19 protein-coding genes are annotated in these 21,099 nt (G+C 51.1%); 11 read left to right on the forward strand and 8 right to left on the reverse strand.

Features of this window, described 5'->3' with window-relative positions:
- Nucleotides 1-139: 139 nt before the first annotated feature.
- The 7 genes from J7619_RS03585 to J7619_RS03615 all read left to right on the forward strand — a co-directional run bounded on the left by J7619_RS03585 (nucleotide 140) and on the right by J7619_RS03615 (nucleotide 10,430).
- The gene (locus J7619_RS03585; RefSeq protein WP_291194140.1) at nucleotides 140-688 is read left to right on the forward strand and encodes a DUF4136 domain-containing protein; all 549 of its coding nucleotides are present in this window, start codon (nucleotides 140-142) and stop codon (nucleotides 686-688) included.
- A gap of 115 nt (nucleotides 689-803) precedes the next feature.
- Nucleotides 804-1,835 carry a helix-turn-helix transcriptional regulator gene (locus J7619_RS03590; RefSeq protein ID WP_291194143.1) on the forward strand — a complete coding sequence of 344 codons (1,032 nt, stop codon included), beginning with the start codon at nucleotides 804-806 and terminating at the stop codon, nucleotides 1,833-1,835.
- A 190-nt stretch (nucleotides 1,836-2,025) separates the two neighbouring features.
- Nucleotides 2,026-3,648 carry a murein L,D-transpeptidase gene (locus tag J7619_RS03595; RefSeq protein ID WP_291194146.1) on the forward strand — a complete coding sequence of 541 codons (1,623 nt, stop codon included), beginning with the start codon at nucleotides 2,026-2,028 and terminating at the stop codon, nucleotides 3,646-3,648.
- A 138-nt stretch (nucleotides 3,649-3,786) separates the two neighbouring features.
- Complete coding sequence (locus J7619_RS03600; protein ID WP_291194148.1) at nucleotides 3,787-4,386, forward strand: TetR/AcrR family transcriptional regulator; 600 nt, start codon at nucleotides 3,787-3,789, stop codon at nucleotides 4,384-4,386.
- Between the two features lie 91 nt (nucleotides 4,387-4,477).
- Nucleotides 4,478-5,659, forward strand: coding sequence for an efflux RND transporter periplasmic adaptor subunit (locus J7619_RS03605; protein ID WP_291194151.1), 1,182 nt, complete (start codon nucleotides 4,478-4,480; stop codon nucleotides 5,657-5,659).
- Nucleotides 5,660-5,795: 136 nt separating this feature from the next.
- Nucleotides 5,796-8,954, forward strand: a complete 3,159-nt coding sequence (locus J7619_RS03610; protein WP_291194153.1) for an efflux RND transporter permease subunit — start codon at nucleotides 5,796-5,798, stop codon at nucleotides 8,952-8,954.
- 54 nt (nucleotides 8,955-9,008) lie between these two features.
- The gene (locus J7619_RS03615) at nucleotides 9,009-10,430 is read left to right on the forward strand and encodes an efflux transporter outer membrane subunit (protein WP_291194156.1); all 1,422 of its coding nucleotides are present in this window, start codon (nucleotides 9,009-9,011) and stop codon (nucleotides 10,428-10,430) included.
- A 111-nt stretch (nucleotides 10,431-10,541) separates the two neighbouring features.
- Here J7619_RS03615 and rpiA read toward each other — a convergent pair whose 3' ends face one another.
- The gene (gene rpiA / locus J7619_RS03620; RefSeq protein WP_291194161.1) at nucleotides 10,542-11,222 is read right to left on the reverse strand and encodes a ribose-5-phosphate isomerase RpiA; all 681 of its coding nucleotides are present in this window, start codon (nucleotides 11,220-11,222) and stop codon (nucleotides 10,542-10,544) included.
- Nucleotides 11,223-12,494: 1,272 nt separating this feature from the next.
- On the opposite strand from rpiA, the gene J7619_RS03625 reads away from it, so the two are divergent.
- Nucleotides 12,495-12,731, forward strand: a complete 237-nt coding sequence (locus J7619_RS03625) for a hypothetical protein (RefSeq protein ID WP_291194164.1) — start codon at nucleotides 12,495-12,497, stop codon at nucleotides 12,729-12,731.
- Nucleotides 12,732-12,771: 40 nt separating this feature from the next.
- Here J7619_RS03625 and namA read toward each other — a convergent pair whose 3' ends face one another.
- The 4 genes from namA to J7619_RS03645 all read right to left on the reverse strand — a co-directional run bounded on the left by namA (nucleotide 12,772) and on the right by J7619_RS03645 (nucleotide 16,027).
- On the reverse strand, nucleotides 12,772-13,836 hold the full coding sequence (gene namA, locus J7619_RS03630) for an NADPH dehydrogenase NamA (protein ID WP_291194167.1): 1,065 nt from the start codon (nucleotides 13,834-13,836) through the stop codon (nucleotides 12,772-12,774).
- 33 nt (nucleotides 13,837-13,869) lie between these two features.
- Nucleotides 13,870-15,111, reverse strand: coding sequence for an RNA polymerase sigma factor (locus tag J7619_RS03635; RefSeq protein WP_291194170.1), 1,242 nt, complete (start codon nucleotides 15,109-15,111; stop codon nucleotides 13,870-13,872).
- Nucleotides 15,112-15,179: 68 nt separating this feature from the next.
- A complete protein-coding gene (locus tag J7619_RS03640; RefSeq protein WP_291194173.1) occupies nucleotides 15,180-15,515 on the reverse strand; it encodes a YciI family protein in 336 nt (111 codons plus the stop codon).
- Between the two features lie 59 nt (nucleotides 15,516-15,574).
- Complete coding sequence (locus J7619_RS03645; RefSeq protein ID WP_291194176.1) at nucleotides 15,575-16,027, reverse strand: carboxymuconolactone decarboxylase family protein; 453 nt, start codon at nucleotides 16,025-16,027, stop codon at nucleotides 15,575-15,577.
- Between the two features lie 226 nt (nucleotides 16,028-16,253).
- Here J7619_RS03645 and J7619_RS03650 point away from each other — a divergent pair, with 226 nt between their 5' ends.
- Both J7619_RS03650 and hmpA read left to right on the forward strand, forming a co-directional pair.
- Entirely contained in the window at nucleotides 16,254-16,691 is a 438-nt protein-coding gene (locus J7619_RS03650; protein ID WP_291194179.1) for an Rrf2 family transcriptional regulator, read from the forward strand.
- Between the two features lie 55 nt (nucleotides 16,692-16,746).
- Nucleotides 16,747-17,949: an NO-inducible flavohemoprotein gene (hmpA, locus tag J7619_RS03655; protein WP_291194183.1), complete on the forward strand. Its 1,203-nt coding sequence runs from the start codon at nucleotides 16,747-16,749 to the stop codon at nucleotides 17,947-17,949.
- On the opposite strand, the gene J7619_RS03660 is transcribed toward hmpA, so the two are convergent.
- Nucleotides 17,950-18,348: a DoxX family protein gene (locus J7619_RS03660; RefSeq protein WP_291194186.1), complete on the reverse strand. Its 399-nt coding sequence runs from the start codon at nucleotides 18,346-18,348 to the stop codon at nucleotides 17,950-17,952. It abuts the gene before it with no gap.
- A 124-nt stretch (nucleotides 18,349-18,472) separates the two neighbouring features.
- Here J7619_RS03660 and J7619_RS03665 point away from each other — a divergent pair, with 124 nt between their 5' ends.
- On the forward strand, nucleotides 18,473-18,814 hold the full coding sequence (locus J7619_RS03665; RefSeq protein ID WP_291196463.1) for a helix-turn-helix domain-containing protein: 342 nt from the start codon (nucleotides 18,473-18,475) through the stop codon (nucleotides 18,812-18,814).
- A gap of 71 nt (nucleotides 18,815-18,885) precedes the next feature.
- Here the strand turns inward: J7619_RS03665 and J7619_RS03670 are convergent, their stop codons facing one another.
- Nucleotides 18,886-19,239, reverse strand: a complete 354-nt coding sequence (locus J7619_RS03670; protein WP_291194189.1) for a T9SS type A sorting domain-containing protein — start codon at nucleotides 19,237-19,239, stop codon at nucleotides 18,886-18,888.
- Nucleotides 19,240-19,356: 117 nt separating this feature from the next.
- Nucleotides 19,357-20,865: a glycosyltransferase family 39 protein gene (locus J7619_RS03675; protein ID WP_291194192.1), complete on the reverse strand. Its 1,509-nt coding sequence runs from the start codon at nucleotides 20,863-20,865 to the stop codon at nucleotides 19,357-19,359.
- Nucleotides 20,866-21,099 lie beyond the last annotated feature (234 nt).

Consider the following 21,099-nt stretch of genomic DNA (forward strand, 5'->3'; position numbering starts at 1 on the left):
GTACGATATGTCCTTTCGGGATATTCCAATGCCTTTCCGGGCTAACATCCTCCCGACCCGGGGCGCTAATTTTGCATTGTTCAAAACAGTGAGCTGCGCAACGCGCATCCACATCCACCTATCACTAAACATCGAAAACATGAAAACGAACATGAAATGGGCAGTACTTGCCATGTCGATATTTTTTGCTGCGTGCAGTACAGGGTACAAGCAATTGAAAACTTCCAAAGAAGCGGGCTTCTCGGTCCGCGACTACCAGACTTTCAACCTGCAATACACATTCCCGGAAGGCGCTGACACGCTCGCACCACTGTTTGCCGAGAGCAAGGCGCTCGCTACCAAAACGATAGCCAGCCATATGAAGGACAAGGGGCTTGTAAAAAGCGATAAGCCAGAACTGATGGTTAACCTCTCGGTGAAAGTCCAGGAAAAGTCACAGACCCGGCAAACCGACTTCCGTACCGACGGCCTGCCGAGGTACATGGGCCAGCGCCGCTACTCTTGGAAAAGCGAGGAAATTGAAATCGGCAAATACCAGGAAGGCACCCTGATCCTGGACGTGATCGACACCAAAAATGACAGGCTGGTATGGCGTAGCGGGATCAAAGGGGTACTACCCGAAAACACTATCAAAGCCGAAGCCGGCCTCACGGCAGCGATCAACGACCTGATGGGCAAATTGCAATAAAATACATTTCATCAGCGGCTAAGTAAGGCCCGGACGCCGCAAGGTGTTCCGGGTTTTTACTTTTATAATATATTTAGGTGTTGGATTAAGCCGTATTTCATAATTCACACTTCCTATGCCCGCTTCCAGGCCGCTTACGATCACCTACAAAAATGACGATCAATGGTTTGCCCAGGTCGGTCCACAGCTCCGTGCGACTTTCGACGAGGATTCGCTGAGATTCGACAACGAGATCGGGAAAGGTGATTTTTACCGGGTCAACATCGATCATGGGCTGCGCGTGAGGCGGGTAAGCGTAATGTTCCGCAAGCCCGTGGTGTTCAAACGCAAAATCACCCATGACCCGGGTTACTACGTGTTGGCATCCAACCTGAGCGAGCAATTTCTGGCCACAACCACAGGAGAAACCCTGTTCAACCTGGGTTACGGAACCGAAAACGGTATTTATTTCAGCTCACCGCAACTTACTGCCTCCTATTCTTTCGAACCCGACATACAGTATCACCTCATTTTCATCGTGATGAGTTATGGAAGGATCCACGATTTTATTTCCCGACAACCCGAATCGCAACGCCCGATGCTGCTTTCATTCGTAAATGCCGACAAGCCGATGTACCACGTCGAATGTCTCGACACCTATTCGCTGAACCTGTTGAAGGAAATGGATCAGCAAATGCATGGAGGCAGGACGAACAATCTGCTTATTCATGCCCGCTGCCTGGAACTTTGCTTTCACGTGCTGCAACGAATGGAAGAAAGAAAGGCCCGCACACACCGCCCTGCCACCATTCACCCGGCCGACGTGATTAAAATGAACGAGATCAGACATTCATTGCTCAACGATTACCAAAGCCCCTGCCCGCCCGTGCATGTAGCCGCGCAGCGCGCGCTGATGTCGCCTTCGAAGTTCAAAACACTCTTCCGGCAGATGTTTGGCCACAGCTATTACCAGTTTTACAAAAACGTGCGGATGCACAAAGCGCGGGAATTGCTCATGGCGCGACAAATGAATGTCTCCGAGGTAGGGTACATGCTCGGCTACAACAACATCAGCAAATTCACCAAGGCATTTAAAGATGCATTTGCCGTAACGCCGGGGAGCGTGATGTCGCTAACGCCTTCACCCAATCCACCACCAGGCGTTTGAAAACAAAAAACCCGGAGCCAGGTATCAGCACCCTGGCGTCCGGGTAGAAATCAACAACAAAAAACCAAATCTCTGCCCCGAAGCTAACAGGTAGGAAGAGAGGCTGCCAAATTTTATAATCCTTCGGTTCGAATGGGATTTCTAACGGCAAAGGCGCTATATTGGTGCGATCCGCGACCTTGTTATGCATATGAAGAAAATCGCATTGTTCCTTATCCTGGCAGTGGCCGGGGCCGCTTGCCGCCAGACATCCGAAAAGAAAACCGAGATCGCCGTCCGCGACACGACCATTACGGTCGAAAACTCTTTCACCGAGCTCTTTATCGATACGACGGCCCTCGCTTCCTACATCACCAGCCATTCGCTTGGCGATAGCCTGAATGCCAAGCTGCGCAGCTTTTACAACCACCGGAACTACCAGTATGCATGGTTTTTCCCCGATGGCGTAGCCGAGTTTGTCCCGATTTTCCAAAGTTTACGGAACGATTATATTCACTACTCGGGTGACAGCACATTGTATAACCCTTCGCTTGACAAGACCATCGATTCACTCTCGCAACTGAAAAAGATCAGTCCGGATAATGCGCTGGTAATGAATGCCGAGCCTGCGCTGACCGAGCAGTTTTTCCGCTACACCGACCTCGCCTATTCCGGCGACCATCAAATCAATACGCAGGAACTCAACTGGTTTATCCCCCGCCGGAAGCTGAACCCCGAGGTTTTCCTCGATTCCCTTTTGAAAAACAAGGGACAGAACGTCGCCTCCTACGAACCTGTCAACCGGCATTACAATCTATTGAAACAGAAAGTATTGCAATATTATGCATTGACGAAGAACGGAGAACCGGATACCGTGGCCACCACCCGAAAATTCCGCGAGGGCGACCGCGACTCGTTACTCGTAGCGCTGAAAACCCGGTTGCATTTGCTCGGCGACCTGCCCGACCCCGACAGCACTCCCGTTTTCGACACGACGCTTACTAACGCCGTTAGGCATTTTCAGCAGCGTGTCGGCCAAAAACAAACGGGTATTACCGGCCCCGCATTCTTCAAAGAGCTAAACGTACCCGTAGCCAGCCGCATCCGCCAGATGCTCATCAACATGGAGCGCATTCGCTGGATGCCGGCCGCTCCTCCTACCGATTACATTCTCGTCAACATTCCTGAATTTACTTTGCACGCATATGAAGATGGCAAATTGTCATTCGATATGGTCGTCGTGGTGGGTTCCGAGGCCAATAGTACTGTCATTTTTTCAGGTACTTTAAATCAGATAGTGTTCAGCCCCTATTGGAACGTACCAACGAGCATTTTGAAAAAGGAAGTTTTGCCTGGAATTAGGAAAAATCCGAACTATCTGGCACGTCACAATATGGAATGGAATGGCGGATCGGTGCGGCAGAAACCGGGCAAATCCAACTCGCTTGGACTGGTAAAATTCTTATTTCCAAACAGTTATAGCATTTATTTCCACGACACGCCGAGCAAAAGTTTGTTTAAAGAAAGCCAGCGGGCATTCAGCCACGGCTGCATCCGGTTGGCCGAACCAAAAAAACTCGCGGAATGGCTCCTGCGCCGCGACAGTACCTGGACTGCCGAAAAAATTACCGCGGCCATGAATGCGGGAAAAGAGCAATACGTGCGCCTCCGCGGCAAAAACGAAGTCCCTGTTTTCATAGGCTATTTTACCTCCTGGGTGGATCAGCACGGCAATTTGCAGTTCCGCAAGGATGTTTACGGGCACGACCGCAAGATGGAAGAAAGGCTGTTCGGCACCACTGAAATGCCTCTTGCCCAGGCGGTAACTCGCTGACACATTTGCACTCCGGGCACGATTTTAGTCGTGGAAATATCCGTAGCAGAGGTTTCCTCCAAGTAACTGGTTGGTGGTTGATATTGTGAAAAAGCCGCCTTACCTTTGCTAACATCGTTAGGTAAATCTTGCATTACCATGGGAATCCTCGAACGAAAAATACGGCAGAAAGAAAATATGCGGACCAATATCCTGGCGGTAGCCATGCAATTGGTCAAAGAAGAAGGCTGGCAGTCCCTGTCCATCAGGAAGATAGCCGATGCCATCGAATACAGCGTACCGGTGATCTACGATCACTTCGAAAATAAAGAAGCGATCCTATTTGAACTTTCTATGGACGGTTTCCGGTTACTCGATAGATTACTGGAAAAAGACAAGCGCAAATACGCGGATCCGGAGGAACGGCTAAGGGCCCACGCCGAAACTTACTGGAACTTTGCTTTCAAAAATCCCGAATACTATCAGCTCATGTACGGTTTGGGAATGCCCTGTTCAAGCCCGGGCAAGGCGAAGCCGGAGTTCAACAGCTTCCGTGAACATATTGCCGAGGCAATTGAGGGAATCGTAAAAGATAATAAATCTTCAGAAGATGAAACTTGCTTCAAAATTTATGCGTTCTGGTCAGTACTGCATGGTCTGATTTCGATCGTAATGATGCGCTGCTCGGATATCGACGACTCTCAAATGAACAAAAAAGTAATGGACGACTCTGTTAACGCTTTCATCAAGAACCTATAATTTTTTTCCAATTTGGTTAACACCGTTAGTTATAATAACTTCACTACCTATTCACAAATAACTGATTATCACCGCAAAAAAGTCCACATCCATGAAAACCGTTCAACTAAAAACAGCAAAAGGGCTAGCCGCATTCCTGTTACTAGCCGCAGGTTCCGCAGCCATATATAGCTGTGGATCATCCACCGCAAACGCACCCGCTTCGGCGCCGCCCGCACAGGCGCTGCCAGTTATCACCGTTAGCGATCACGAAGTGACCGCGCACCGCGAATTCACCGCTTCCATCCAGGGCAGCCGCGATATCGAGATCCGCCCGCAAGTGGATGGTTACCTCGACCGCATCTCCGTAGACGAGGGCGCATACGTACGCAAGGGACAGGTTCTCTTCCATATCGACGCCCGTCCTTATACCGAGCAACTCAATACCGCGAAAGCCAGCCTGCAATCGGCGAAGGCCGCATTGGAAAGCGCATCGATCAACGTCGAGAAACTGACGCCGCTGGTAGCCAACAAGGTTGTCTCCGATGTTCAGTTGAAAACTGCAAAAGCGGCTTACGACGCAGCCAAAGCTAATGTAGCCCAGGCACAGGCAGCCGTGGACGCAGCGAAGATCAACGTCGGCTATACTTCGGTAACGGCCCCGGCCGATGGTTATATCGGGATTATACCTTTCAAAACCGGTAGTCTCGTAGGCAAGAACAACGTGGAGGCATTGACAGTCCTCTCGGAAACCAAAGACATCCACGTATACTTCTCGATGAGCGAGCTGGATTTCCTTGACTTCAAGCAGGAATTTGAAGGAAACACCATTGAGCAGAAGATCAAGCATATTCCGGCGGTTGAACTCGTACTGGCCGACAACAGCATTTATCCTCAAAAAGGAAAAGTAGAAGTTGTTGAAGGACAGTTTGACAAAACCATGGGCGCTATCAACTTCCGCGCTACCTTCCCGAATGGCAACGGACTGCTTCGCTCGGGTAACACGGGCAGGATTCGCATCCCGCGTCAATTGGCGAAATCGGTGCTGATCCCGCAGGAGGCTACATTCGAGTTGCAGGACAAGGTGTTGGTTTACACCGTGCTCGACAGCAACAAGGTGGAAGGCCGCCCTGTGACAGTCGCTGATCGTAGCGGACGTTACTACCTGATTTCCAAAGGTTTGAAACCGGGAGAGAAGATCGTATACTCAGGACTTGACAGGTTGCGCGACGGCATGGCCATTGCGCCGCAGAAAATGTCGATGGACAGTCTGCTGCACGCCAATCCGATCTAACCAGCCGGGTGTAAAAGGTTTACGAATTCCACACCAATTAGCAGAGCACCATCGCATTCGGTAATGCGATGGACCGCTCCCGCTTTGCCAAAACACTCGATCATGAGCCCCGTGAACGGGGACAAATTCCAATAATATGTTTCAGAAATTTATAGAAAGGCCCGTCCTTTCGACGGTAATATCCATCCTGATATTGCTCCTGGGGATCATATCGCTCACGACGCTGCCGATCACCAAATTCCCCGACATCGCGCCGCCGACGGTCCAGGTGACCGCCGTATATCCCGGAGCGAACGCCGAAGTAGTTGCCCGCGCAGTGGCAACACCCATCGAAGAAGCCGTGAACGGGGTTGAAAACATGACATACATGACCTCGTCGTCCAACAACGACGGTACCATGGCCCTGAACGTCTACTTCAAGCAGGGTACCGACCCGGATATCGCTGCGGTAAACGTGCAAAACCGTGTTTCCAAAGCGGTGAGTCAGATTCCGCAGGAAGTGGTACAAGCCGGTATCTCCACACAAAAGCAACAGAACTCGATCATCATGTTCGTAGCGCTTTCGAGCGAGGACAGTACTTACGACGAGACGTTCCTTTTGAACTACATTAAGATTAACCTGGTGCCCCAGTTGCAACGTATACCTGGGGTCGGTCAGGCGCAGCCGTTCGGTACGCGCGACTATTCGATGCGTATCTGGCTTAAACCGGACCGTCTCGCAGCTTACGGACTCTCGCCTCAGGAAGTAACAGGCGCTATTCGCGAGCAGAGCCTTGAAGCGGCCCCGGGCCGTTTGGGTGAAGCGTCCAAAGAAGTTTTCGAGTATGTTTTGAAATACAAAGGAAAACTCACGCAAAACAAAGAATACGAGGACATTATCATCAAAGCAAACAGCGATGGTTCGGTAATCCGTCTCAAAGACGTAGCACGGGTTGAATTCGGTTCTTACACCTACTCTTCCAATGGTAAACTGAATGGCAATGCGTCGTCCGGTGTGGCTGTGTTCCAGACCGCCGGTACCAACGCGAACGACATTTTGATCCAGGCTGAAAAACTGGTGGAGGATTTTTCCAAAACATTGCCCAAAGGTCTGAAAACGACCATCATGTACAACTCGAAGGACTTCCTCGACGAGTCGATCAATCAGGTACGTTCGACGCTTTTCGAAGCATTCATCCTCGTGTTTATCGTCGTGTTCATCTTCTTGCAGGATTTCCGCTCGACATTGATCCCGGCGATTGCCGTTCCGGTAGCGATCATCGGTACGTTCTTCTTCATGCAGCTGTTCGGGTTCACGATCAACTTCCTGACGCTGTTTGCATTGGTACTCGCGATCGGTATTGTGGTGGATGACGCCATTGTGGTCGTCGAGGCGGTGCACTCGAAGATGGAGCGAACGAACCTTGGAGCCAAGCCGGCTACCATCGAATCCATGAATGAGATCTCCGGCGCGATCATTTCAATCACCCTCGTGATGGCCGCGGTATTCGTACCCGTCGGATTTATGCAAGGTCCTGCGGGGGTATTCTACCGGCAGTTTGCATTTACATTAGCCATAGCCATTTTGATTTCCGCGTTGAACGCCTTGACGCTCAGCCCGGCACTTACCGCGCTCTTCCTGAAAAACCCGCATGCGGAAGAAGGTCACGGCGGCAAGCGTAAAGGTTTTGGTGCGCGCTTCTTTGCCGCATTCAATGCAGGTTTCGAGTCGATGACCGGCCGTTATGTGAAAAGCCTTCAATTCCTGATCCGCCAGAAATGGGTAACCATTATTGGATTGATCGTCATCTCGGGAACAACCTTCTGGCTGACTAAAACCACACCGACCGGCTTTATTCCTACCGAAGACCAGGGCTTCCTCCTGTATGCGCTCAATACGCCTCCGGGCAGCTCGCTCGACCGTACGTCGCGGGCGATGGCGCAGGTGGATAGCATTGTGAAAAAGTCGCCTATCGCCGATCAGCGCTACATTGTGGAGGGTATGAACATCATTTCAAACTCCAACGCGTCGCCTTACGGGGTAGGGTTTATCCGCATGAAACCGAAAGAACAACGCGGTGAAGTGCAGGATTTCAACCAGATCGTCGGCATGATGTCGCAGCAGGTACGTTCGGTGAACGACGCGAATGCATTCTTCTTCACCTTCCCTACCGTGGATGGTTTCGGTAACGTCAGTGGTTTCGAGTTTATGCTGCAAGACCGTGGAAACGGCTCATTGGAAAAACTTAGCACGACTACCAATGCATTCATCGGCGCGCTGATGCAGCGTCCTGAGATCGCTTACGCATTCACCACATTTGCAACAGGTAACCCGCAATTCCAGCTGGAAGTAGATAATGCGAAGGCCAAACAGCTGAATGTACCGGTGAACGACTTACTGCAAACGCTGCAAATCTACTACGGTTCGAGTTTCGTGTCGGATTTCAACCGGTTTGGTAAATATTACCGCGTGATGGCCCAGGCCGATCCGCTGTACCGCAAGAATCCTTCTTCGCTCGATGGTATTTATGTTAAAAACACCGAAGGCGAAATGGTACCGGCCAACCAGCTGGTGACTTTGAAACGCGTGTTCGGACCTGAAACCGTGACCCGCAACAACCTGTACAATGCCGTTATGATCAACGGCACGCCGAAACCGGGTTACAGTACCGGTGACGCCATCCGCGCCGTACAGGAAACTGCCGAGAAGGTGCTGCCGAACAACTACAAAACCGAATGGACCGGTATGACGCGTGAAGAGATCAACTCGGGATCGCAAATCATCCTGATCTTCGTATTGAGTTTGGTGTTCGTATACTTCCTGCTCGCAGCGCAATATGAAAGCTACATCCTCCCGCTGGCCGTGATCCTGACGATCCCGCTCGGAGTATTCGGGTCGATGCTGTTTATCAACTGGATGGGCATTGAAAACAATATCTACGTGCAGGTCGGACTGATCATGCTCGTGGGGCTCCTCGCGAAAAACGCGATCCTGATCATCGAGTACGCCGTTCAGCGACGCGAGGCAGGTATGAGCATTGTCGAGTCGGCACTGGAAGCTTCGCGGCTACGTCTGCGCCCGATCCTGATGACCTCGTTCGCATTCATCGTCGGCCTGCTGCCGCTGATGCGCGCCACCGGTGGTTCAGCGCTTGGTAACCGTTCGATCGGTACCGGTGCCGTAGGCGGAATGCTCACGGGCGTCATCTTCGGGGTGTTCGTGATCCCGGTACTGTACGTGATCTTCCAGTATTTGCAGGAAAAAGTCGTCAAAAAACCGGCTAAGCCGGAACTCGTCGAGGCAGAAGTACAATAGTGGCGCCTGCTTCGACACCGAAATGCGATGACTATTTTATTTAAGATTAACATCATGAAAAATACATTCAGATTAACGCAAATACCCGTTCTGATCACGTTGGTAACCCTGCTCGCCTCTTGCAAGGTGAGCAAGGACTACCAGCGCCCCGAACTGGCCCTGCCCACCGAATACCGCAGTGTACCTTATGGCGACACCGCCAGCATTGCGGACATGGGCTGGAAGGAATTCTTCCCCGATACGACGCTGCAACGGCTCATCGAACGCGGCATTAGTTACAATTACGACCTGCAAATCGCGCTGAAACGCATTGACATTGCGCAACAGCAAGTAAAACAGGCCAAAATGCTGCAACTTCCGCGCCTCGACCTGCGCCTTGCCGGCACCTATAACCGTCCTTCAAGCAATAGTTTGAACGGGATCAGCGCCAGCAGTTTTCTCGGTGCGAAACATATCGAGAACTACATTACTGCGGTAGATCTGTCGTGGGAGGCCGACATCTGGGGCAAAATCCGCCGCCAGCAGCAGGCTACCATGGGCCAGTACCTGCAAACTTATGAAGCGACCAAAGCCGTGCAAACGCGCCTGGTAGCCGATATTGCAAGAGGTTTTTTCAACCTGCTGATGCTCGATAAACAGCTTGAAGTGGCCAAACACAACCTCGAACTGAGCAACAATACCCTGAAACTGACCACCCTGCTGAAAGATGCCGGAGAAGTAACGTCGCTTTCCGTTCAGCAATCGGAAGCGCAGCGAGAGGCAATCAGGCTGCTCATTCCGCAGCTCGAACAGGACATTACCATTCAGGAAAATGCATTGCAGGTCCTGACGGGCCAAATGCCGAATGCGATCGAACGGAAGGTAAAACTGGCCGATTTCAAAGCGAACGACAGCCTCGCTACCGGCGTGCCGGCAGCGCTCGTAAGCCGCCGTCCCGATGTACGCGCGGCAGAGATGTCGGTGCTCGTAGCGAACGCGCATCTGGGTGTGGCGCAGGCGAGCATGTACCCGTCGCTCATCATATCCGCGAGCGGGGGTATCGAATCGTTCAAATCGAGCAACTGGTTTAACATTCCAGGTTCATTGTTCGGCATTGCGGCTGGTACCATTGCCCGGCCGATATTTGCCCGCAGACAGCTGAAAACCAATCTGGAAGTAGCCAAAATCGAGCGCGAACAGTCGGTACTCGAATTCCGCCAGTCGGTGCTGAATGCCGTGGGTGAAGTTTCGAACTCGCTTGTTCAGACCCAGAAACTGAAAGAGCAGGAAGCCATTGCCAGCAATCAGGTTGATATCCTGACCCAGGCCATTTCCAATGCCCAGCTGCTTTACCAAAGCGACATGGCGAACTACCTGGAAGTGATCACCGCGCAAGGCAATGCATTGCAGGCCGAACTCAACCTTGCATTTATCCGCAGCCAGTCGCTCGTAGCACGCGTAGACCTCTACCGCAGCCTCGGCGGCGGCTGGAAATAGATTCCAATCAGACCTACATACACTATCAATTAGCGTCTTTGTTAAGTGTAGTTAAGCACAAAAAGCCGTCAGACTGGATCCGACGGCTTTTGTATTTTATACCAATGATGTTCAGGCCCTGGTAAATGTTTCCGTACGATCGTCAACGCCCATGATCACCATCGAAGCAATATTGATAAACAACCCATGTTCTACCACGCCTACTATTTGGGTCAGTTGCTCTGCCAGTAAAGCAGGATCTTGAATCAGCCCGAAATCGCCGTCAATCAGCACATTACCTTGCTCGGTAACCAATGGTTTCTCTTCAACTAAACGGATTTTACCGGTACCATTCAGTTTTTGTATTTGTGCCAAAACATAGTTCTGCGCATAAGGTATCACCTCGATAGGCACGGTAAACTTGCCCAGAAAATCCACTTTCTTCGTAGAATCGGTAATAATAATTTCCTGCTTCGACAGCGAAGCCACTACTTTCTCCTTTAACAGAAAACTCCCGCCGCCTTTAATGAGCTGCAAATCGGTGGTAAACTCGTCCGCACCATCGATCGTAATGTCGATGAATTCCACTTCCTCGATTTTCAGCAATGGGATATTTAGTGATTCGGCCAGTTCGCGCGTTTTTTCCGAAGTAGGCACGCCTTTAATGTCCAATCCATTTTTCACCAATTCACCGATTTCGGCAATGGCAATGTAAGCCGAGCTGCCGGAGCCAAGGCCGACGATCTGGCCGTTCGAGAGGTATTTCACCGCTTCTTTCGCGGCTAGTGTTTTTTCGTTTTTAAGGTCTTTCATTTTTGATTCTAAATTCTGATAATCAGCTTCTTCCCGGCCATTCACTCCGAGAATGTCTCCCAAATTAGCATCAGCCCAAGCACTATGCTAAGTATAGCTGAAAAAACAAGTTTGGGAGTACTTATAGGCGTGTCGCTACAATCGGCATCTTGAACTTTCTTCAACAACCAGTAAACACCCATCGTCACCAAAATGACCCCTCCGATAATTTTTAGATAGTGCACCATTCTATTAATCTTGCGACTGGTCTTTTTTACTCTACTGTCCAATGCATTTAATTACCATCGCACATCCCAAAAGAACTAAGATTATCCCTGCCGATATCCATTGACCATTTCCAAACGTCATTTGAAAATCCTTCCGTGTCACCCTGTCTGCTATCATTAAAACACCACCGATAATCAGTAGAAACCCCATCAAGCAATTATACCAATCCATCTCAATTGCAGCGTTAAAAAACTTCTTCCGTCGCCAAACATCACTTCTACTATTCTTCGATTAAGAAGCTTGGCAGTAATTGCCTTTTCATAGTGTTTCTATCTACACTTTGTCGTTCATCCCTGTTAGCGGTTAGTCGGCTGCCTCTTCTATTTACAAACCTCAGGGCTCGCCTGAACAATCCGTCCACTATCATCCGTAATAACGGTGATATCCGAATCGGTGGCGTCACCATATGTGTGATTTGTAATTACATACCGGTGTTTGGGCAATAGTCGAAAACTATCCCCCGGCAGCTCACTCTCACCCTTCGTTAGTGTATAAGATCGGTTTGGTGCTTCTAAACTAAAGACATTCGTACCCTCCATTCCGACTCCGATACGAAACTCCCACGATGGCCCCTTTTCAGATTCAATGTAAAGGTTGGAAATGTTGCGCCCGTTACAAGTTCTTACTATCTGCCCTCCCGATCATAATGAATTTGGTTGCTATAACACGATGTAACCATCAGCATCATTCCTGCTATCAATTTTTTCTTATGATGCTAAATTCTTCTTTTCAATCGCCCTGAAAACGCACAGGCGTGCCAATCCCATTTTCTTACATGTCTCGTTAACCTTGGGAAGACCCATCGGCCCACTACTCCTTGTTCCGGCCTTCCAACGTTCGTATCAAGGATATTGAATGAAGACGGCGTTTACGTCAAATAGAAAGTCTGCTATTCAGTAAAACTCATTTACAAGGCAAGGTTTTTGCACAAGTAACCAGCAGGGGAATGCCCCTGCCAGTTGCTTGCGCATATTTTTAGATAAATCACTCATAAACAACAGCCATATGCCCAAATATATGCTTACCATGTCTGCGAAAAAAGATGGGGTAATTTTAACCAACTCGTACAGTTTTGAAGCAAAAACACTTTTCTCCGAAGACATGTTGATCAACGATTTTCGGGAATTTCATCCGGGTCACGAAGATATTCGCGTAATGTCTTACATTGAAATTGCCGCCGATTTTCGGATGAAGCCCATCATCGATAATTCGCCGGCCCTGAGCAAGCTGGCTTATGCGTGAGGTAGTGGCCGGAAAGTGATCAACGCGGCAAAGGTACCTTTCACCATTTTCCCCGCTCATATTGCACCGGCCAGGCAACGGCCTCCTTCAAATCCCGCGCAGCTTCCAACGGAAAGTACGGGTTCCGCAGAATCTCCCTGGCCATGATGATCATGTCGGCGTCGCCATTCACGAGGATGGTTTCAGCCTGGATAGAATTGGTGATCATCCCGACGGTGCCGGTCAGAATGCCGGTTTCGCGTTTGATGCGCGAGGCAAATGGTAACTGGTATGCCGGGCCGACCGGAATTTGCTGGTGCGCAGCCAGACCGCCCGACGATACGTCGATCAGGTCAATGCCTTTTTCTTTGAGCACCTGCGCGAGCCGCACGGATTCATCGGCATTCCAGCCGCCTTCGGCCCAATCGGTGGCGGAAATGCGGGTAAATAGCGGGAGGTCGGCCGGCCAGACGGTGCGGACGCCTTCGATAATCCGAAGTAGTAGGCGAATGCGGTTTTCGAAACTGCCGCCATATTCGTCGGTGCGGTGATTGCTGAGCGGCGAGAGAAACTGATGCACCAGGTAGCCGTGCGCGGCATGGATTTCGATCACTTTGAAACCGGCTTGCAATGCGCGTTGGGCAGCTGCGGTAAAGTCCGAAACAACTTTATCGATACCGGCCAGATCCAGTGCGACAGGTTTGGGGTAGGTATCCGAAAACGGAATAGCCGATGGCGCTACGGTTTGCCAGCCTCCCTGGCTCTGAGGCACTTCGGCGCGGCCTTTCCAGGGCACGGCGGTGCTGGCCTTCCTGCCCGCGTGGGCGAGCTGCACGCCCGGCACGCACCCCTGCGCGCTGATGAATGCGGTGATTTGGGATAATTTTTCAATATGCTCGTCCTTCCAGATGCCCAGGTCTTCGGAGGAAATACGTCCTTCGGGCGACACGCCGGTGGCTTCTGTGATGATCAGCCCCGCCCCGCCCACGGCACGACTACCAAGGTGAACGAGGTGCCAGTCGTTGGCGAAACCATCGACGGACGAATACTGGCACATGGGAGAGACAACGATCCGGTTTTTGAACTGGACACTTTTAATAGTAACAGGTGAAAATAGCTTTGACATGTCTGCAAGATTAGATGGGGCTAATATAGAATATCAACCCACATTATCCTGCAAACGTGCGATATTCCTGAACAGGATTGCTTTGTCCGATTCCGAATGCGCGAGCTTGATCGCCGTTTCGTAGTGCGCCACAGCCCGGGCGTTGTCAATGCCGGTGTAGAGATTCCCGAGCAACGAATAGTAGAAATGATTGCCTGTCAGGCCCAAATGCTTCGCTTCGGCAATCCCGGATTCCTTCCCATGTACCTTCGCAAAGGCGTAAATGCGGTTCAATGCGGCGACGGGTGAATATTCGATCGCTAACAGATGGTCGTAAAGGTCAAGAATATGCGCCCACTTTTCGGACGAGTCTTCTTTATGAGTATGCCAATAGGCGATGCCGGCTTCGAGATGGTAGCGGCTAAGCTTCTCGCCGGTGGAAGCGCGGCTCAGGTAATAGGTCCCGCGTTCGATGAGCTCGCGGTTCCACAGCGACTCGTCCTGATCTTCATAAAGTACCATTTCGCCGTTCCCGTTCGTACGCGCTTCGAACCGCGACGAGTGGAAGCACATCAGCGACAACAATGCGCTCACCTCGGCGCGGTCGGTCAGCTCGCTTTCCATTAAAAGAAAATTGAGCCGCATGGCCTCCGCACACAGTTCCTTGCGTACTGTGGTATTCTGGGAAATGGAATAGTAGCCTTCGGAATAGAGCAGATAAATGGTCGTCAGCACGGTTTCCAGCCGGTCGGTGATCTCCCCCGCGCTTGGCTGCGCGATGCGGATCTGCCCTTCTTTCAATTTCTCCTTCGCGCGCTGGATGCGCTTGTACACGACCTCCTTGTTCAGCAGAAAAGCGTCGGCGATCTCCTGCACGCCAAAGCCGCAAAGCAGGTTCAGCGCGAGCGCCACCTGCGAATCGGCCGGGATGAGCGGGTTGCAAACCGCGAAAATCATGGCCAACTGGCTGTCGGTAATGTTCCCGGGCGACATATCGATCTCTATTTCCGCCTCCTTGTCCGACGAATAGCGGACCTCCGCCGCCACTTTCTGCTCAAACAGCGCATGACGCTTTAAATGGTTCTTCGTCCGGTTTTTGGCTACGGTGTACAGCCAGGCAGCCGGGTTTTCGGGCACACCCTTGATGGCCCATGTTTCGGCAGCCGCCAAAAATGTATCACTGGCAATATCCTCGGCAATTTCGACATGCTCGATCCCGAAGAGGTAACAAAGCACCGCAACCAGCTTGCGGTATTCGGTCCTGAAAAGATGGGGCAGTAGCTCTTTTTCCTCCATATAGTTTTACGGGTCCGACTGTCAAGGTGCGGACCCGCAAAACTATCAAAAAGGATCAGTTACCGCAATCAGAGCGCTTTGCGGATCTCCACATTGCCGCCGAATTCCAGGATAGGAACTTCCTGCGCGATTTCCGCAGCCTCTTCGTAACTCGCCGCGCGGATAATCACTGCCCCGCCGATCGTTTCCTTGATCTCGGCATACGGGCCGTTCAGCACGGTTTTCTGGGCGTTCACTACAAGGCCTTCCCCATCCCACCGCCGCCGGAGTACGATCCGATCTTCGGCGGTCATTTTATCATACCAGGCATGCCATTTCTGGAAATGCTCTTGTAATTGTTCCGGGGATGGCTGATTTTCCCTGCTCTTGAAATCGCGCCGGAATACCAATAAGAATTCGTCCATAATGCCTTACCGTTTATAAGATGTGTTTGAATGCGAAAGCTAATCAGTTTTGCGCAAAATCAACCGAACTGACCTACGCGGTACGTACCAACGCCTGCCGGGAATGCGATGTTAATGCTGTTCCAGCTTCTGATCGCCGAAACAACCATCGTCAGGTCCACGATCTCCTCTTCGGTAAACTGCTCGGAAACTTGTTGGTACACCTCGTCGGTCACATGCAGGGCATTCACGGCTTCTGCCCACGCAAATGCGGCGCGCTCGCGGTCGGTGTAGTAAGGAGCCTCACGCCACGCGCTCAGTCCGTACAGGCGCTGCTCGGTCTCACCCATCGCACGCAGCTCTTTGGAATGCATGTCAAGGCAGTACGCACAGCCGTTGATCTGAGATATGCGGAAGTCGATCAGCTCCACCAGCTGATGTCCGAGCGTTGATTTTTTGATATAGCCGTTGAGGTTGAAAAGCGGCTTCACTGCATTTTGTCCTTTTTGAAAGAAATTAAGTCTGGTTTCCATTTTTGAGAATTTTTTGAGTTAAAAAACCTAATGACAACCGGGTTTCCGGATCTGGACAGCATCCGGAAAATATTTTTGAAAAATTTTCAGATTTATCCAAAAACGGCCTTCAAGCGCATTCAACCGACTTTATTTTTTACAAATAATAAAAGACAAAAAACTCCCTTATTAAACACACAGCTATTACCTTTGCACCAGGTAAGCAGTAATGCGCCTGAATCAACCAATGGGAATATTTTCAAAAACGTGCGAGTATGCGATGCGGGCAGTGTTTTACATTGCACAAAAATCGGAGGAAGGCCAGAAGGTCGGCATCCGGGAAATTGCCGTGCATATCAACTCGCCTGAACCATTCCTGGCTAAGATCCTGCAAAAGCTGAGTAAAGACGGGCTCGTACTGTCCTCGAAAGGCCCTAACGGCGGGTTTTATGTAGATTTCGGAGGTTTGCAACGCCCCCTGGCCGACATTATAAAAACCATTGAAGGCGACAGTATTTTCACCGGCTGCGGAATGGGCCTCAGCTATTGTTCGGAGGCAAACCCGTGTCCGCTACACAACGATTTCAAAAAGATCAGAAGCCAGATCGTGCTCATGCTGCAAAACACCTCTATCGGTAAATTCAATGAAGGGCTCCTCTCCGGGCAGCTTACCCTGAACAAGTAATATTTTTTTACCCAAATAAAGGACAAAAAAGTCTTTTATTTAAAACTTCAAATTCATGTCCCCACTACAAAAAGACCTCGTAAAAGCCACTGTACCAGTCCTGAAAGAACACGGCGTGCTGCTTACCACCCACTTTTACAACCGGATGTTTACCCATAATCCGGAGCTGAAACACGTCTTCAATATGGGTAACCAGCAAAACAAACGCCAGCAAACCGCCCTCGCCATGGCCGTATTGGCTTACGCAGAGCATATTGAGGACCCGTCGGTATTATTGCCGGTCGTCGACACCATCGGGCACAAGCATGCCAGCCTGCACATCCGCCCGGAGCATTACGCGATTGTGGGCCGGCACCTCATCGCCTCCATCGCCGAAGTACTCGGCGAGGCCGCCACGCCCGAGCTGCTCAACGCGTGGACCGTCGCCTATAACCAGCTTGCGACGCTCATGAGCGGGCACGAACAAAAGCTGTACGACGAAAAAGTGAGCCTGCCGGGCGGCTGGTCGGGCTGGCGGCCGTTTGCGGTGCGTCAAAAAGTGAAAGAGTCGGAAGAGATCACTTCGTTTTACCTCTACCCCGTCGACGGCGGTGCGGTGGCCGATTTCAAACCCGGCCAATACATCAGCCTCCGCTTGTTTCTGCCCGAAATCAACCTGCAACAGCCGCGGCAATACAGCCTTTCGAGCGCACCAAATGGCGAATACTACCGCATTTCGGTGAAGCGTGAAGCCGGCAGCCAGCACCCCGACGGCATGATCAGCAACCGCCTTCACGATTTCATCGAACCGGGCGACGTCGTCGACCTTTCCGCCCCGTCCGGCAATTTCATTTTACAGGCCGAGGACGGCAAACCACAGGTATTCATCAGCGGTGGCGTGGGACAGACCCCGTTAATGTCGATGCTCGAAACCCTCGTGCGCACCGACACCACCGCACCCATTACGTGGGTACACGGGTGCCGCAACGAGCAGGTACACGCATTCAAAGCCGACTTACGCTTTATTTCGGAAGCGGTAGCCAATGTTGAAAAGCATTTCTTCTACGACTCCGCCGATCAGCTGGCCGAGAATGAATACCTCGGCTGGGTATCCCTCGACCAGCTTCCAGCCGAAGTGCTGCATCCCGAAGCCAAATACTATATCTGCGGCCCCGGCCCGTTCATTCGCCAGCATTACCGCTACCTCGTCGACCGCGGCATCGAACAATCGAATATCCATTTTGAAGAATTCGGTCCGCTCTCGCTGTCGGTTAACTAGTCAACAAAGGGAGGCGGCAGCGGGTCGCCTCCCCCATGCTACCCATGCGGCAAACATGCCGAAAACAATGTTGAACACGGGCGATTCACCCCTCGAAAGGTGGAACACCATCGCACAAACCATCAGTAGCACAACCCCGACCGCGGCAACAAAGGTTAATGCAGGACGGATATTGGTCAACGACGGCAAAACCAGCCCAATGCCGGCCAGTAAATCGGCCATGCCCGTCAACTTGACCAGCACAGGCGATACCTGGCCCGTCCACGGCCACATGGCCAAAAGTGCTTCTGCGGGTTGAAACAGTTTCATACCCGCAGCCCAAACGAGTGTCGCGGCTAACAGTACCTGCATCAGCCACAATGCGATATGCTGCCATTTCGATAATTTCCTGATTGACATAAGATGATGTTTTGAGAGGAAGCAAAAGTATTTATCTTCGCTTTCCGTTCGATAGTACTTTCCCGATTGGATAGTACTATCCGAATGGGTAGTAATGGAAACCGACATTCATACAAAACCACAAATGCTGACAGGAAACGGCTGCCCCAAAACCGCATTATCGATCCGCGATGCGCTCGAAGCGCTGGAAGGGCGATGGAAGCTGCTGATCCTTTTCGCGCTATCGTCCGGGCCGAAGCGGTTTAAGCAACTCTCCGCCGAAGTTACCGGCATTACCGACAAGATTTTATCCAAGGAACTGAAAGCCCTGGAAATGAACCAGCTGATCAGCCGGCGGGTCTTCGATACTTTCCCGCCGACCGTGGAATACTCCATCACCGAGCACGGAGCGTCGCTCGAGAAGGTGTTGGAAGAACTGCATTACTGGGGTTTGGCGCACCGGGCGAAGATTATTGGGAATAACTAAAAGGCGTTCACGAACCACTCGCGAACGCCTTTTGCATTACATTTAAACCTAATTTATGAGCTCTTGTGCATTTACCTGCGTATCAGTATTTGACGGCTGGTATGGGAACCGTCCGTTTTTGTGATGATGAGGAAATAAGTGCCTTCGGAGAATTTGCTCACATCCACGAATGGCTGAAACCCATTCGATCGATATGTTACTGCTCCGGCAGCTGTGAGGATTTTTAAATTCTGTACCTGCTCGTTGTCTTTGAAATTGATGTTCAACCGGTCGGAAACGGGGTTAGGGTAAATGGTAGCGAGTTCCAATGCATTCCCATGTCCCAAATCACTCGCCTTTTCTTCCGGCACGGGTGCCGTGCTGTTGCCCATCAAATAGGCAGGCAAGTACCGCCACGGGCCGTAAGATAGTGTAGTCTTTTTCATAGATGTATCCGCTAAAAACAAATGACCTGCCGGAAATAAAAAAGCTTCCCGAGTGCCGGGAAGCTTTTTGAAGATTGATAGAGCTGTTCTGAAATCACATATGCGGTGTCCCCATCCTCACCACCTTTCTTCGGCTATTTCCTCGGCTATTTTCCCATTAATATCAATCCGCGCGTCGCGAAAAACGAAAACCGTCGTGCCCCACTCCCTCGCGTAACGATTCGTCACGGAATCCGCTGCGAAACCGGTGGCAAACAGCGGCCCGGTTTCTTCCATTTCCGCTGCCCGCTCATGCCAGTTTTTGACGCGGATCAGGTGCTTGTATTTTTTGCTGAGATCAAACCAGTTGACATAATCGGCATTGAAAGTTACCGCCCTGACGCCCAGTTTGGTATAATAATTAATGGCCCCGGCCTGACCATAATTGTCGCAAAGCACGAGCGTGACAGCGCGGTCGGGCATAGATGCATAGGCTGCATCGACTTTTGCGGCCAGCTCGCGCCAGCCGAGCATATCGGCAAAATCCTGCGGCAACTGGTGATCCTTCCCATCCTCCCAGCGAAGCATCCCCAGTTTTCGATAGGGTTCCGGATTGGCGATGATCTGTTCCGGCGTTTTGTTTGGGAACGCTGCGTTGAACAACGGAATAAAAAGCACAACCGGGATCAGCACGAATACAGCCCGCAACCAGGCTGCATTGACTTTCTCAGCAATGTAGACAGCCCCGAATGCAATGTAAACAGGGTAAATACCGATGGCATAATAGCCCTTGGCCCTCAGGTAAGTAAAAACGGCGAGCGTAATTAGGATCGCAAAAAAGAACAAACGGTATGGCGCAAACGACCGGTAAGCAAGCAGCGCGTAGAGCCCGGCCACGATCACAAACAGCGCGCCCATGAAATAGAGAAGCTGCTCTTTCAGGAAATCGGCACGGTTCACGTTGACGAGCTGCGTTTCGGCCAGCAATTTCATGTGGTGAAATACGGGGAAGTTGTTCTGGTACTGCCAGATAAGGTTGGGCGAGATCAACAGCAACGCGAGCAGCAATGCTCCGTAAACATGCTTGTTCAGCAACAGGGCGCGTTGAGGCGTCAGTAAAATGGCAGGCAGCAACCCCACGATGGCAAATATGATATTGTATTTGTTCAAAAAACCAATCGCTAACACCACCGCGAAGCCGTACAGCCAGCGCCGTTTCCGGGTGCGGATATAACTGATCAGCAAGAAATAGAGTAATGTCCAGCAAAGTACATCGACCGAGTTGGGTTGAAAAAGCTGGTTCAGCCTCAGCAAAACCGAAAACAATACGCACGAACCGGCCAGTATGCAGGCAAACAAACTCCCCCCAAGCCGCTCCACGGTCTTCCATACAACCAGGAGCGTCAACGCCCCGAACAACGCAGGGAAGAACCGCACGACCCATTCGCCATTACCCAGGGCACGGATTATCCATGCGACCCACGAAGTAACCGGCGGCACCGACATGAAGCCCCAGGCAAGGTGATTGGCCTGGTCGAGGTGCAGGTACTCGTCGCGGTGGAGGTCGTAGCCGGGACTGATGAGGAAATATTGCAGCAGGAATTTGAGGACGATGAACGTCAGCAGCAGGGCGGTTTTCTGGTTCATAAGTGTTTGTGATGTGCGTCAAAAAGAATAGGTAACTAAGGTATTTACTTTATTTTTTGAAACACAAGCTCGCGACGACATTGTCCGCCGCCTTCCTGCCCCTGTTCGGAATCGGACATCGCACCGCATTGAGATTTAAATTAAAATATTGACTTACAATCGAATACACGCATCACCCAACCATGGAACGTCTTTTTAGGAAATGTCGGTTCGAGCCTTAATTGTCTTAACCCG

It is taken from the genome of Dyadobacter sp., from assembly GCF_017744695.1.
Classification (GTDB): Bacteria; Bacteroidota; Bacteroidia; order Cytophagales; family Spirosomataceae; genus Dyadobacter.

Coding starts and splice junctions, on each gene's coding strand:
- J7619_RS03585 (WP_291194140.1), top strand. CDS start 140: ATGAAAACGAACATGAAATGGGCAGTACTTGCCATGTCGATATTTTTT.
- J7619_RS03590 (WP_291194143.1), top strand. CDS start 804: ATGCCCGCTTCCAGGCCGCTTACGATCACCTACAAAAATGACGATCAA.
- J7619_RS03595 (WP_291194146.1), top strand. CDS start 2,026: ATGAAGAAAATCGCATTGTTCCTTATCCTGGCAGTGGCCGGGGCCGCT.
- J7619_RS03600 (WP_291194148.1), top strand. CDS start 3,787: ATGGGAATCCTCGAACGAAAAATACGGCAGAAAGAAAATATGCGGACC.
- J7619_RS03605 (WP_291194151.1), top strand. CDS start 4,478: ATGAAAACCGTTCAACTAAAAACAGCAAAAGGGCTAGCCGCATTCCTG.
- J7619_RS03610 (WP_291194153.1), top strand. CDS start 5,796: ATGTTTCAGAAATTTATAGAAAGGCCCGTCCTTTCGACGGTAATATCC.
- J7619_RS03615 (WP_291194156.1), top strand. CDS start 9,009: ATGAAAAATACATTCAGATTAACGCAAATACCCGTTCTGATCACGTTG.
- rpiA (WP_291194161.1), bottom strand. CDS start 11,222: ATGAAAGACCTTAAAAACGAAAAAACACTAGCCGCGAAAGAAGCGGTG.
- J7619_RS03625 (WP_291194164.1), top strand. CDS start 12,495: ATGCCCAAATATATGCTTACCATGTCTGCGAAAAAAGATGGGGTAATT.
- namA (WP_291194167.1), bottom strand. CDS start 13,836: ATGTCAAAGCTATTTTCACCTGTTACTATTAAAAGTGTCCAGTTCAAA.
- J7619_RS03635 (WP_291194170.1), bottom strand. CDS start 15,111: ATGGAGGAAAAAGAGCTACTGCCCCATCTTTTCAGGACCGAATACCGC.
- J7619_RS03640 (WP_291194173.1), bottom strand. CDS start 15,515: ATGGACGAATTCTTATTGGTATTCCGGCGCGATTTCAAGAGCAGGGAA.
- J7619_RS03645 (WP_291194176.1), bottom strand. CDS start 16,027: ATGGAAACCAGACTTAATTTCTTTCAAAAAGGACAAAATGCAGTGAAG.
- J7619_RS03650 (WP_291194179.1), top strand. CDS start 16,254: ATGGGAATATTTTCAAAAACGTGCGAGTATGCGATGCGGGCAGTGTTT.
- hmpA (WP_291194183.1), top strand. CDS start 16,747: ATGTCCCCACTACAAAAAGACCTCGTAAAAGCCACTGTACCAGTCCTG.
- J7619_RS03660 (WP_291194186.1), bottom strand. CDS start 18,348: ATGTCAATCAGGAAATTATCGAAATGGCAGCATATCGCATTGTGGCTG.
- J7619_RS03665 (WP_291196463.1), top strand. CDS start 18,473: ATGCTGACAGGAAACGGCTGCCCCAAAACCGCATTATCGATCCGCGAT.
- J7619_RS03670 (WP_291194189.1), bottom strand. CDS start 19,239: ATGAAAAAGACTACACTATCTTACGGCCCGTGGCGGTACTTGCCTGCC.
- J7619_RS03675 (WP_291194192.1), bottom strand. CDS start 20,865: ATGAACCAGAAAACCGCCCTGCTGCTGACGTTCATCGTCCTCAAATTC.